The organism is Mesorhizobium sp. M0293, from assembly GCF_040321735.1.
Lineage (GTDB): Bacteria > Pseudomonadota > Alphaproteobacteria > Rhizobiales > Rhizobiaceae > Mesorhizobium.
This window is the reverse complement of sequence record NZ_JAMYSA010000155.1, coordinates 1-11,433: the sequence shown is the minus strand read 5'-3', so window position 1 is coordinate 11,433 and position 11,433 is coordinate 1. Positions and strand designations below refer to the sequence as shown.

Genomic DNA, 11,433 nt, shown 5'->3' with positions numbered 1-11,433 from the left:
CCCCCCCCCCCCCCCCCCCCCCCCCCCCCCCCCCCCCCCCCCCCCCCCCCCCCCCCCCCCCCCCCCCCCCCCCCCCCCCCCCCCGACCCGGAATTCTCTCGCCTTTTGTCAACTCACGCCGGCAAACGAGCCTTCCATGAGCAGGTCCGGGAAGTAGCCCGCCGGCTTGTCGCCGACCGCCTGGCCCCCGGTGAGGCCGCCCTGGATTTCCGGGCCGAAGAACGAATACGGGAACGGCGTGACCGGCTGGCTGACCGCGTCGAGCCTTGCCAGAAGCTCCTTGGGAATCTCGAAATCGAGCGCGCCGAGATTATCCTTGAGCTGATCGAGCCTCGTCGCACCAATGATTACCGAAGCGACACCGGGCCGTGTTGCCGCCCAGTTCAAGGCGATTTGAGCCATGCCGCGGCCAAGTTCACCGGCAATTTTTTCCAGTTCGGCAACGATTGCCCAGTTGCGGTCGGTGAATTTCTGGAAACCGGGATTGGTCGAACCGCGCATCGTCTCCAGCCGCCCGCCGGCCTTGCTGATCGTATCTGAACGATATTTGCCACTCAGCAAGCCACTGGCCAGCGGGCTCCAGACCATGATGCCGGCGCCGTAGCGCGTGCCGAACGGCACGAATTCATGCTCGATGTTGCGCTCGGCCAGCGAATATTCGAGCTGCAGCGCTGAAACCGGCTCATAGCCGCGCTGTTCGGCGACGGACTGTGCACGGCTTGCGTACCAGGCGGGAACGTCGGAGAGGCCGACATGGCGGATCTTTCCGGCGCGCACCAGATCGTCCAGGGTCCGCATCACCTCTTCCGGAGATGTCAGCCTGTCCCACGCATGCAGGATGTAGAAGTCGATGTAGTCGGTCCCGAGCCGTTTCAGCGAGCCCTCGACGGCGCGGATGATGTTCTTGCGGCCATTGCCGCCTGCATTCGGATTGCCCTGCTCCAGATTCATGCTGAACTTGGTGCTGATCACCGCTTTGTCGCGCAGGCCGCGCTCGGCGATGAATTCGCCAAGCCAGGTCTCTGAGGTGCCGCCGGTATAGGCGTCGGCCGTATCGAAGAAATTGCCGCCTGCCTCGACATAGGCATCGACCAGGGCGCGTGCCGTCTCCTTATCGGCGCCCCAGCCCCACTCGGTGCCGAAGGTCATGGTTCCCAGTGCCAGCCGGGTGACACGCAGCCCGCTGTTGCCAAGGGTGTAGTAGGGCATGGTCATAATGTCGTTCCGATCCTATTCCAAAATTCAATGCCGGTCCTGTCCGGGGGTCGTCTTGACCCACGGGTTGCCGCGCTCATGCGTCATGCGGAAGGTGAAGCCATCCACCATCCAGCCGGCTCCTGAACGGGTCAGGTGGTGCTCGTAGGTGCCCCAGACTTCCCAGAGCGGGTCGCCATTGCCTTCCATGCGATTCCAGGCATAGCCGTTGGACAAGACGGTCGCGGCGCCGGCGTCGATGGTGACCTGGTGATTGGTGCGCAGATGCAGGCTGGTCTTGCTGCCCCTCAGATTCGCTGCCCAGGTCCCGATCAGGTCGTCCGAAGCGATGGTGGCCGCAGGCTGCCCGCTCAGGCTGCTGAAGTCGACGGTGACGCGGTCGGCGAAGTAACTGCGGGCGAGCCGCCAATCCTGGGCATCGACGGCGCGATCGATGGCATCGGCGATGCGGATGACGGCGCGCTCATCAGCGAGCGTCATTTCGCGGGACGGCTCGGCTCCGCCGGCATCGATCGGCGCCAGCGCCATACCCGCCGCGAAGGTGGCATACTTCAATGCATTCATGTCTTTTCTCCTTTGCGTCGGCCCGCCGCCGATCTGGTGGCCGCAATGTGGGCCAGCCCGGTGACATCGATAAGATTGCATTATTCGCATGGACTGTGCGATATCATGCACGAATGGACCGCGATCTTCTCAGCCACCTTCCTGTTATCGTCGCCGTGGCGCGGCGCGGCGGCTTTGCGTCCGCGGCAGCAGAGCTTGGCATGAGCCCTTCAGCAGTCAGCCATGCGGTCAGGCTCGTGGAGGAGCGTATCGGCCAGCCGCTGTTTGCGCGCACAACGCGCAGCGTGTCGCTGACCGAGGCCGGTCAGGCGCTTGTCGCGACGGCCGAGCCCGCGCTGCAGGACATCGCGGAACGGATGGAGCGCATTCGCGGCATCAAGGGTCGCCCGGCCGGACTGCTCAGGATCAATGTTTCGCACATAGCGGTCCCGATGGCGGTGACGCCTGTCGTGACGGCCATGGCGGAGCGCTATCCGGATGTGACGGTGGAAATCTTTGCCAACGAAGGATTGGTCGATATCGTCGGCGAAGGCTTTGACGCCGGCATCAGACTTGGCGAAATGATCGCGCAGGACATGATCGCGATCCGGATGACACCGCCATTCCGGGTGATCATCGTCGCTTCGCCGGCCTATATCGGCCGGCGTGGCCGCCCACGCAGCCTGGCCGATCTCGCCGCCCACAATTGCATCGGCTACCGCCTAGTGCGATCCGGCGCGATCTATCGCTGGGATTTGACGGAGGACGGCAAGGATGTGGCCGTGGAAACGCGCGGCACCGCGGTTGTTACCGATTCCCTTGCCGCGATCGACCTGGCGCTGTCGGGGATGGGACTGGCCTATGTGTTCGAGCCGCTGGTGCGCGCCGACCTGGCCGCTGGTCGACTTGTCCAGGTGCTGCCGCAGTCGGCAATCGAGGAGCCAGGGCTGTTTCTCTACTTTCCACGCCGGGCGGCAATGGCGCCGAAGCTGCGCGCCTTCGTCGACGTCGCACAAGAAATCGGCCGGACACCCTCGCGAGCGCCCGGCCGAGTTGCCTGAGCCGAAAAGCCGGCTGGCGGCTTACTTCTTGACCGCAGCCGCGACTTCCGCCGCGAAATCAGTCTCTTCCTTCTCGATGCCCTCGCCCAGCGCAAAGCGCAGGTAAGCCGTGATCTTGGCCGGCGCGCCGATGTCCTTCTCGGCATCCTTGAGTGCCTTCTCGACGGTAATGTCGGGATTGAGCACGAAGGCCTGCTTCAGCAGCACGACTTCCTCGTAGAACTTGCGCAGACGGCCTTCGACCATCTTCTCGATGATCGCTTCCGGCTTGCCGGACTGGCGTGCCTGGTCGGAGAAGATCGCCTTCTCGCGTTCGACCGCTGCCGGATCGATCTGCTCTGCTGTCAGCGCCATCGGATTGGTGGCCGCGACATGCATGGCGACCTGACGAGCAAAGGCATTAGCCGCATGCTCGTTGCCCGTGGTCTCGATGGCGACCAGAACGCCAAGCTTGCCGAGACCATCGGCAACCGCGTTGTGGACGTAGGTCGCGACGGCGCCGTGCGGAACGGTCAGCTTGGCAGAGCGGCGGAAGCCCATGTTTTCGCCAATGGTGCCGACAGCGTCCTTGATGGTGTCGGCAACCGACTTGTCCGAACGCGGATACTTTGCGGCAGCCACAGCCTCTGTCGTGCCATAGGCCAGAGCAACCTTGGCTACATTGGCGACGATTTCCTGGAACGCGGCATTGCGGGCAACGAAGTCGGTCTCGGAATTGACTTCTACGACGGCCGCTTCGCGAACGCCGGAATCAACGCCGATCAGGCCTTCAGCCGCGGTACGTCCGGCCTTCTTGTCGGCTTTGGAAATGCCCTTCTTGCGCAGCCAGTCGACGGCCTCTTCCATGTTGCCGTTGGTCTCGGTCAACGCCGCCTTGCAATCCATCATGCCCGCGCCGGTCAAGTCGCGGAGTTCTTTGACCTGTGCAGCCGAAATGCTCATTGTCGCCTCTTTGGTTTAAATGCACCGACGCACCATCGGTATTCGATGGTGCGTCTGTTTAGCGTGCCAAAATATGAGAAAGATGAAGGCCGCAACCGGCCTTCGCTTATCAAGCTTCGGGGGCTTCCGACGCCGGAGCCGGGGCCGGCTCGAGCGCCGGCTCGACCGGGGCTTCGACCGAAGCACCGATGTCGACGCCGAGCGCGCCCTGCTGGCGAGCGATGCCGTCGATGGCAGCCTTGGCGATCAGGTCGCAATAGAGCTGGATGGCGCGGGCCGCGTCGTCATTGCCGGGGATCGGGAAGTCGATCTTGTCCGGATCGCAGTTCGAATCGATGATGGCGACGACCGGGATGCCGAGACGCTTGGCCTCGAGGATGGCAATCGCTTCCTTGTTGGTGTCGATGACGAACATCAGGTCGGGCGTCGAGCCCATGTCCTTGATACCGCCCAGCGCCTTGTCGAGCTTCTCGCGCTCGCGGTCGAGGTTGAGGCGCTCTTTCTTGGTGAGGCCCTGGGCCTCGCCGGCCAGCATCTCGTCGAGCTTGCGCAGGCGCTGGATCGAGTTCGAGATGGTCTTCCAGTTGGTCAGCATGCCGCCGAGCCAACGCGAATTGACATAATACTGGGCCGAACGCTGTGCCGCATCGGCGACGATGTCGGACGCCTGGCGCTTGGTGCCGACGAACAGCACGCGGCCGCCCTTGGCGACGGTATCGGAAACCTGCTTCAGCGCCTGATGCAGCAAAGGCACCGTCTGCGAGAGGTCGATGATATGGATGTTGTTGCGGGCGCCATAGATGTAAGGCGCCATCTTCGGGTTCCAGCGGTGGGTCTGGTGGCCGAAGTGAATGCCAGCTTCCAAAAGCTGGCGCATGCTGAAATCAGGCAGTGCCATTCAAAGTTCCTTTCCGGTTAGCCTCCACGGACACAGGCATTTTTGGACTTTGTCCTCGAACGCCACCGGAGGTTTCAGCCGGATTTCTCCCGGGCAGACACCAAAGTCCGTGTGTGGAATGAGCGCGCATATAGAGGGGATGCGCGACAAACGCAAGCGCCGCGGGATCTGTGGTGCGGCGTGCGACGATCCGCGCCCTGCCGTCAGCGCTTGATCTTGCCGTTCGGCACCCGCACCCGCCGGAAGACCGCGACGATCTCCTCGCGGCTGCATTCGATGGCGCCGAGCCGCACCGCACGGTCGCGCTCGAAGCCGGTTATGTCATAATGCGGCGCCGATGTCTTGGGCGGCCCCTGGTAGGATGAACGCTTGATCGCCAGCTTTGCGGCGAAGCGATGCAGTTCGTCGGTGTCGTCAGCCAACAGATGGCACCAGCGATGGCCTGCCCAGTTCCAGATCGCTGCGTCGACATAGACTGCCATGAAGCTTGCTGTCTGCCTTCCATTCTTCACGACAGTCGGCCACATGGCCCGTCCGGATGTCAGTGACGATAGAATGGATTCGCATAGAAAATGAAGCTGCCTTTGGCCGCAAGCTCGGTCACGGTGCTGGTGACGGTTTCCTGCATACGACGGTGCAGCTCGGCAACCGCATCGTCGATCGAGCCCGGATATTCATGCAAGCCAAGTGGATCGGGCACCCGGATATGGGCGCAACGCGGTCCGGCCGGCTGCGGAATGAACCGGTTGATCGTGTCACGCAGTCCGCCCCGGCAATAGTCGTTGCGGATCCGCTTCAGATGTTCGGCGATCGCCTCCTGGGTGACGCGCGGGTTGGCCGAAGCCCAAGATCCAACGCGTTGCAGCCGTTGAATCGTATCGGCGAGCGCGCGGACCTGCTTTTGCCCTTCCGCGTCGCCGGTATTTTCGCGCTGCCAGCGACGCGCCCGCCGCAGAAGCTCGATGGTGTCGGTGATGGCAGCGTTGGGTGAGATGCGTTCGCCGAGCCGGCGGCCGAGTTCTGTGACCAACGCCTTCTGGCGTTCGGCATATGTCGCGCCTTCGTCGGACGGCATGCCGCAGGCGGCTTCATCGCGGGTCAGCAGCGTCGAATAGATATGGTGGATGCGCTGCGGCAGCGTGTCGGTCGCCTGGCGTTCTATTTTCAGGCTTTTCTCGACATAGGTGCATTCCTTCGCCAGCGCCGCTTCGACATTCCTGGTGAAGGCAAGCTTCCAGACGACTGGCGCGATCCAGACTTTGAAATCGGGATCCGTGGCCCGACCTAGCCTGAGAGCCTCAAGCCCCATCTCGACAGCACCCGGCAGCAACGGCGCAACGACATTGGCGTGCCAGCCGACGCCGCCTTCGGGATGCAGCAGCACGCCATGGCCTTTCAAGGCCCAGGCGATGGAGTGTTCCTTGGCTGCCCCGCTGTTGCCGGGAATCTGGGCGATCAGATTGTTGGCCAGCCAGAATTTCTGCATCATTCTGCCAAGACCGTTGACGACGCCGTTCGTCGCCCACGACGCAGTGAGCGGGCTGACCTGCGACACGATCTCCTTGTCGATCATCCAGTCGGTGAAGAACTCGGGATGATTAGGCGTGATGAAGGTCGCCTTCCCCGCCCCGCAACTTGCCCTCAGCCGCTCAAGGTCGGTGTCGGGAAAGTCGATATGGCGGACATTGGCGACGCCGCGCAAACCGGCCAGGCGGTTGAACGGCAAGATATCGCGAAATCCGGGAATGCCGCGCAGCATGACGATCCGGTTGACGGATGTCATGGCCCTGATCAGTGCCGGGTTAGGTCTCGGCGCAACGAAGACATCGATCTTGCTCAAGCTGCTCCCCCATTGCGCCTGGACGCTGGGGACAAGGTGAGAGACGATTGCGGCACGTTCAAGTCGTTCGCCACGAACACGCCGTGTCGTGGTTAATCGACCGGCCGGACAAGCCCTATTTCGTCGGGCAGGCTTTCGTCTGGTCGAACAGCGACAGATTGACCAGCTTGCCGGTCATCGAGAAGTCGCCATAGTCCATGGTAAGGTCGCGGGTGATGCCGTTGTCATGCAGCTTGAAGCTGATGCGGTATTCCGGCACCTCTTCGCCTGTCTTGCCGGTGTCGTCGAAATAGGCGATGTCGACCGGCCAGTATTTGTCAGTGGCGAGCTTCGCCAGTGCCGGAGCCTCCGGGTCGGCCTTGTCGGTGTCGGTTTTCTTGCCGACGACGACGGTGGTGGTCATCACCTTGTTGGCGTCTTCGGAACCGTCGAACAGGTTGGTTTCGTAGAAGTTCTCGCCTTTTTCGGCCTTGCCGATCAGTTCGACCAGATGCTGGGTCGGGAACTGGGTGCTCGCCAGTTCGACGCTGTTCTTTTCCGGCTTGTCGATATCGACCTTCAGGCCCTTCGTTCCTTTCGTGGCGATGCCCTTGACCTCCTTGTCGAGGTTCTGGTCGACAAAGGACTTCGTCACGAATGAAAAGGTCTTGCCTTCCGCATCCTCGAACGTGGTCGTCTGCTGATCGGTCAGCCTGGTGTTGTCGGCGGTCACGATCTGGGTGACGAAGCGGAATTTCACCGTATAACCTTCGCAGGCCGAGCCGTTGAACTCATAGACCATGCGGCCGGATATGCCCGTGATGCCGGACTGATCGGAAGCCTTTTTTAGGGTAAGGTCGTAAACGGCGCGGTGGGCCTGCAGCGCCGGCGCGGCGAAGGCTGGGCCGATCGAGAAGACCCCCGACAGCAGGACGGCATGGAATGCAAGGCGCGCTGCGCGCATGAGGTACTCCGATCGTCGCGGCTGATGGCAAGCCACAGGGAAAGATGGTCCAGCTTAAAAAAAGTCATGGCGGAAGCGAGGCAAAAATAGCAATTTCGGCCCGGCCGGCACGGCGTCACCAAGCAATAGGGAAATACCATGAGTGAAACAATCGAAAAGCGGCTAAGCGACCTGGGCGTGACGCTTCCCGTCGCGGCCGCGCCCGCCGCCAATTACGTGCCCTATTGCAGGACCGGCAATTTGCTGTTCACCGCCGGGCAATTGCCACTCAAGGACGGCAAGCTGCAGGCGAGCGGGCTGCTCGGCCGCGACGTCGACACGGCAGGCGGCAAAGAGGCGGCAAAATACTGCGCGATCAACATCCTGGCGCAGGCCAAGGCAGCGCTCAGCGACCTCGAGAAGATCCACCGCTTGGTGAAGATCACCGTTTTCGTGGCTTCGACGCCTGAGTTTGTCGAGCAGCATCTGGTTGCCAACGGCGCCTCCGATTTCCTGGTCGCGGCGCTTGGCGAGCGGGGCAAGCATGCCCGTTCCGCCGTCGGCACGGCCTGCCTGCCGCTTAATGCCGCAGTGGAAATCGAAGCCATCTTTGAAGTCGAATGAGCCAGGGGACAGATATGACCGACCTATCCTGGCTGACCGCCCGGCCCGTCGCCCATCGCGGCTTCCATGACATGAACAAGACGCGCTGGGAAAACACGCTTTCCGCCTTCGCGGCGGCGGCCGAGCGAGGCTATGCCATCGAATGCGACGTGCACCTCTCGTCCGACCGCGTTCCGGTCATCATCCATGACGGCGATCTCAAGCGCCTGACCGGCCAGGACGGCTTCGTCTGGCAGCGCACAGCGGCGGAACTGGCGGCGCTCAAGATCGGTGGCACGGCGGACCATGTGCCGACGCTTCAGGAAGCGCTCGACCTGATCGACGGCCGCGTGCCACTGGTCGTCGAACTGAAGGGTGTGCCCGGCTATGACGAAGGCCTAGTGGCAAGCGTCGGCAAGATGCTCAAGCGCTACAAGGGCAGAGCCGCGATCATGTCATTCGACCATTGGCTGATCCGCGATTTCCCGAAGGACGCGCCAGGCATCCCAGGGGGTCTCACCGCCTACGGCAAGGACGTCAGGCTGATCGAGGCGCATTTCGCCATGCTGGCGCACGAGATCGTCTTCACCTCCTATGCCGCCGGCGACCTGCCGAACGAGTTCGTCAGCTTCGTACGTGAAAAGCTGAAAATGCCTGTCATCACCTGGACCGTGCAGGACCAGCCGGCTGTCGACCTGACCTTCAGATATGCCGACCAGATGACATTCGAAGGGTTCGAACCCGATCTTGTCAAAGTCGCCTGAGTGCCTGAAACGTGACTTGTACCAAGCCGGACGGAGCTTAAATAAGCCTCATGGATCAAGGCGACGAGGGCGATGGCCAGACAGCAAATGCGGACTATTCGATCCGCGTCGCCGCTGGCATCGGCGCTTTCACCCCAGAGGAGTGGAATAGCTTTGCCGGAACTACGCGCGGCGATGCAGAAACCAATTACAATCCTTTGGTTTCCTTCGCTTTTCTGAGCGCGCTTGAGGATTCCGGATGCGCCGTGCGGCGCACCGGTTGGCAGGGCCACCACCTCAGGCTGGAGGATGGGCAAGGCAGATTGCTGGGCGCGGTGCCCTGCTATCTCAAATCGCACAGCCAGGGCGAATATGTGTTCGACCATGGCTGGTCGGATGCGTTCGAGCGCGCCGGTGGCCGCTATTATCCCAAACTGCAAAGTGCTGTGCCGTTTTCCCCGGTCACCGGCCCTCGCCTGCTGGTCACCAAGGGTGAGGACAGCGCCACGGTAAAGGCTGGTCTCGCGGCCGGTCTGAAGGCGGTCACGCAAAAACTCGGTGTCTCTTCCGCGCATGTCACCTTCGCGCAAGAGAGCGACGTGGAGGTGCTGGAAGTGGCAGGTTTCCTGCACCGCACCGACCAGCAATTCCATTTCTTCAACGAAGGCTTTTCGACCTATGACGACTTCCTCGCCACCCTTGCCTCACGCAAGCGAAAGGCGATGAAGAAGGAAAGGCGCGAAGCGCTTGCCGATGGCATTTCGATCGACTGGCTGACCGGCAAGGACATCACCGAGAAAGCCTGGGATGATTTTTACGCCTTCTACATGGACACCGGCAGCCGCAAATGGGGCCGGCCCTATCTCAACCGCCAGTTCTTCTCGCTGATCGGCGAACGCATGGCCGACGATATCCTGTTGGTGATGGCGAGGCGCAACGGGCGTTACATTGCCGGGGCCATCAATTTCATCGGCTCCGACGCACTATATGGCCGCAACTGGGGCTGTATCGAGGACCATCCCTTCCTGCATTTCGAGGTCTGCTACCATCAGGCGATCGACTTCGCCATCGAGCGCAAGCTGAAGGTGGTCGAGGCAGGCGCGCAAGGCGAGCACAAGCTGGCGCGCGGCTACCGGCCGGTGACCATGCATTCCGCGCACTACATCGCTCATCCCGGCCTGCGCAACGCCGTTGCCGATTATCTCAGGCGCGAACGCCACGAGGTGGAGCGGATGGGCGAATATCTCGAAGGGCACACCCCGTTCCGCAAGGATCTGGAGGAATAGCAACAGGTTGCCCTGATGGGCAGGGTCGACGATCGTCTTGCCGACTTTCGACGGCTTCGTTACACGAAAGGCACAATCCGGAGCGTTCGCCATGACTGAGGCCTATGACACCGACAACATCTTCGCGAAGATCCTGCGCGGCGAAATTCCCTCGCACCGCGTCTACGAGGACGATGCGTTCATAGCCTTCATGGATGTGATGCCGCAGGGGCCAGGCCATACGCTTGTGGTGCCGAAGGTGCCGTCGCGCAATCTGCTCGACGCCGATCCGTCGATTTTCGGCCCGCTTTTCACGGTCGTTCAGAAGCTAGCGCAGGCGGTAAAAAAGGCCTTCGGCGCCGACGGCGTCACCGTCATGCAGTTCAACGAGCCGGCCTCGGGGCAGACCGTGTACCACCTGCATGTGCATGTCATCCCGCGCTTCGACGGCGTCCCGCTGAAGCCGCACACCGGCGAGATGGAGAAGCCGGAGGTGTTAGTCGAAAACGCCGAAAAGATACGAGCGGCACTGCAAGGCTGACGCCGCAATCGCCGACAAACTGGAAACAGCTTTAACCGGCCGAGGGTTGAGCCCGTTGCTCGATGGCACTCGGCCGAGCGACGCCTTGCTCCAGCCGCAGGCGGATCGTATCCGCGCATTGCACAGGGCTCAAAAGCGAGGTGTCGACTTCCAGATCGTATTTGCCTGGCCGGTGGACCTCTTCCTGCCATAGACGCACGGGCAATGGCACGGGATCGTCGGGCGAACCGGTCAGATATCCCTTGTCGGCCGCGCTGACGGCACGCCTTTCCATGATGATTTCGATCGGGCAGCGAACACCGACAAGCAGCACCGGCAGGCCGGCGAGACGGCGAGCGCAATCGGCCAGGATGTGGAGCGGTTTCGAATAGGCATCGTGATGGCCGACATCCGCAACGACATTCAGTTCCAACCGGCTATGAGCGGCTATCGATTCGTAGAGCGCGGCGTACAATCCGGGCACGAAGGCCTCAAGGTCCGGACGCTCGCCGCCAGGCCGCAATCCTATCCCAGGCCGATAGCGTGGCGGCGTGGCCTGCTCGTAGACGTCGACACCGAGATTGAGCCAGACACCGTCGAAGCTCTCCTGAATAGCTCTCGCGATGCTTGATTTTCCCGATCGCGGCGCGCCGTTCAGGATAATGATCTGCCCGGCCATGCATCCTCCCGCTCCAATGAAAAAAGCCCCGTTTCCGGGGCTTTTTCGACTTACGTCAAGGTCAGTTCTTTCGGGGCAGTTGCGGCACGAGGCTGCGCTTGCCGCCGTCCTTGCCCTTGGCTTCGGGCTTCTGCGCCACCAGCTTCTTGGCTGCGGGCTTCTTCGCCACGGCCTTTCTGGGCTTCGGCGTTTCTTCCGGCTC

At 62.1% G+C, this 11,433-nt stretch carries 13 protein-coding genes; 5 read left to right on the top strand and 8 right to left on the bottom strand.

The window, feature by feature from the left end; genetic code table 11:
* Positions 1–108: 108 nt before the first annotated feature.
* Together NKJ06_RS31960 and NKJ06_RS31955 are read right to left on the bottom strand one after the other, a co-directional pair.
* Positions 109–1,215 (bottom strand): aldo/keto reductase, encoded by a 1,107-nt coding sequence (locus NKJ06_RS31960; protein WP_352811993.1) that lies wholly within the window; start codon positions 1,213–1,215, stop codon positions 109–111.
* A 27-nt stretch (positions 1,216–1,242) separates the two neighbouring features.
* On the bottom strand, positions 1,243–1,779 hold the full coding sequence (locus NKJ06_RS31955; protein WP_352811990.1) for a nuclear transport factor 2 family protein: 537 nt from the start codon (positions 1,777–1,779) through the stop codon (positions 1,243–1,245).
* A 113-nt stretch (positions 1,780–1,892) separates the two neighbouring features.
* On the opposite strand from NKJ06_RS31955, the gene NKJ06_RS31950 reads away from it, so the two are divergent.
* A complete protein-coding gene (locus NKJ06_RS31950) occupies positions 1,893–2,819 on the top strand; it encodes a LysR family transcriptional regulator (RefSeq protein ID WP_352811988.1) in 927 nt (308 codons plus the stop codon).
* Positions 2,820–2,840: 21 nt separating this feature from the next.
* Here NKJ06_RS31950 and tsf read toward each other — a convergent pair whose 3' ends face one another.
* The 5 genes from tsf to NKJ06_RS31925 all read right to left on the bottom strand — a co-directional run bounded on the left by tsf (position 2,841) and on the right by NKJ06_RS31925 (position 7,442).
* Positions 2,841–3,761, bottom strand: a complete 921-nt coding sequence (tsf, locus tag NKJ06_RS31945) for a translation elongation factor Ts (RefSeq protein WP_352811985.1) — start codon at positions 3,759–3,761, stop codon at positions 2,841–2,843.
* Positions 3,762–3,870: 109 nt separating this feature from the next.
* Positions 3,871–4,659: a 30S ribosomal protein S2 gene (rpsB, locus tag NKJ06_RS31940; RefSeq protein WP_292177508.1), complete on the bottom strand. Its 789-nt coding sequence runs from the start codon at positions 4,657–4,659 to the stop codon at positions 3,871–3,873.
* Between the two features lie 203 nt (positions 4,660–4,862).
* On the bottom strand, positions 4,863–5,141 hold the full coding sequence (locus NKJ06_RS31935) for a DUF4031 domain-containing protein (protein WP_352811983.1): 279 nt from the start codon (positions 5,139–5,141) through the stop codon (positions 4,863–4,865).
* Between the two features lie 59 nt (positions 5,142–5,200).
* Positions 5,201–6,499: a lysophospholipid acyltransferase family protein gene (locus NKJ06_RS31930; protein WP_352811981.1), complete on the bottom strand. Its 1,299-nt coding sequence runs from the start codon at positions 6,497–6,499 to the stop codon at positions 5,201–5,203.
* Positions 6,500–6,614: 115 nt separating this feature from the next.
* On the bottom strand, positions 6,615–7,442 hold the full coding sequence (locus tag NKJ06_RS31925) for a cell envelope integrity EipB family protein (protein WP_352811978.1): 828 nt from the start codon (positions 7,440–7,442) through the stop codon (positions 6,615–6,617).
* 138 nt (positions 7,443–7,580) lie between these two features.
* On the opposite strand from NKJ06_RS31925, the gene NKJ06_RS31920 reads away from it, so the two are divergent.
* The 4 genes from NKJ06_RS31920 to NKJ06_RS31905 all read left to right on the top strand — a co-directional run bounded on the left by NKJ06_RS31920 (position 7,581) and on the right by NKJ06_RS31905 (position 10,573).
* On the top strand, positions 7,581–8,045 hold the full coding sequence (locus NKJ06_RS31920) for a RidA family protein (RefSeq protein ID WP_352811976.1): 465 nt from the start codon (positions 7,581–7,583) through the stop codon (positions 8,043–8,045).
* Positions 8,046–8,059: 14 nt separating this feature from the next.
* A complete protein-coding gene (locus tag NKJ06_RS31915; RefSeq protein ID WP_352811973.1) occupies positions 8,060–8,788 on the top strand; it encodes a glycerophosphodiester phosphodiesterase in 729 nt (242 codons plus the stop codon).
* A 50-nt stretch (positions 8,789–8,838) separates the two neighbouring features.
* Positions 8,839–10,053, top strand: a complete 1,215-nt coding sequence (locus tag NKJ06_RS31910) for a GNAT family N-acetyltransferase (protein ID WP_352811972.1) — start codon at positions 8,839–8,841, stop codon at positions 10,051–10,053.
* A gap of 91 nt (positions 10,054–10,144) precedes the next feature.
* Complete coding sequence (locus NKJ06_RS31905) at positions 10,145–10,573, top strand: HIT family protein (RefSeq protein WP_352811970.1); 429 nt, start codon at positions 10,145–10,147, stop codon at positions 10,571–10,573.
* Between the two features lie 31 nt (positions 10,574–10,604).
* Here the strand turns inward: NKJ06_RS31905 and NKJ06_RS31900 are convergent, their stop codons facing one another.
* Positions 10,605–11,231, bottom strand: coding sequence for a chloramphenicol phosphotransferase CPT family protein (locus NKJ06_RS31900; protein ID WP_352627800.1), 627 nt, complete (start codon positions 11,229–11,231; stop codon positions 10,605–10,607).
* Between the last annotated feature and the right edge of the window lie 202 nt (positions 11,232–11,433).

Bases quoted from the DNA above. Each gene is read 5' to 3' on its own strand.
- NKJ06_RS31920 (WP_352811976.1), top strand. From the start codon at position 7,581: ATGAGTGAAACAATCGAAAAGCGGCTAAGCGACCTGGGCGTGACGCTT.
- tsf (WP_352811985.1), bottom strand. From the start codon at position 3,761: ATGAGCATTTCGGCTGCACAGGTCAAAGAACTCCGCGACTTGACCGGC.
- NKJ06_RS31905 (WP_352811970.1), top strand. From the start codon at position 10,145: ATGACTGAGGCCTATGACACCGACAACATCTTCGCGAAGATCCTGCGC.
- NKJ06_RS31910 (WP_352811972.1), top strand. From the start codon at position 8,839: ATGGATCAAGGCGACGAGGGCGATGGCCAGACAGCAAATGCGGACTAT.
- NKJ06_RS31900 (WP_352627800.1), bottom strand. From the start codon at position 11,231: ATGGCCGGGCAGATCATTATCCTGAACGGCGCGCCGCGATCGGGAAAA.
- rpsB (WP_292177508.1), bottom strand. From the start codon at position 4,659: ATGGCACTGCCTGATTTCAGCATGCGCCAGCTTTTGGAAGCTGGCATT.
- NKJ06_RS31925 (WP_352811978.1), bottom strand. From the start codon at position 7,442: ATGCGCGCAGCGCGCCTTGCATTCCATGCCGTCCTGCTGTCGGGGGTC.
- NKJ06_RS31935 (WP_352811983.1), bottom strand. From the start codon at position 5,141: ATGGCAGTCTATGTCGACGCAGCGATCTGGAACTGGGCAGGCCATCGC.
- NKJ06_RS31960 (WP_352811993.1), bottom strand. From the start codon at position 1,215: ATGACCATGCCCTACTACACCCTTGGCAACAGCGGGCTGCGTGTCACC.
- NKJ06_RS31950 (WP_352811988.1), top strand. From the start codon at position 1,893: ATGGACCGCGATCTTCTCAGCCACCTTCCTGTTATCGTCGCCGTGGCG.
- NKJ06_RS31955 (WP_352811990.1), bottom strand. From the start codon at position 1,779: ATGAATGCATTGAAGTATGCCACCTTCGCGGCGGGTATGGCGCTGGCG.
- NKJ06_RS31915 (WP_352811973.1), top strand. From the start codon at position 8,060: ATGACCGACCTATCCTGGCTGACCGCCCGGCCCGTCGCCCATCGCGGC.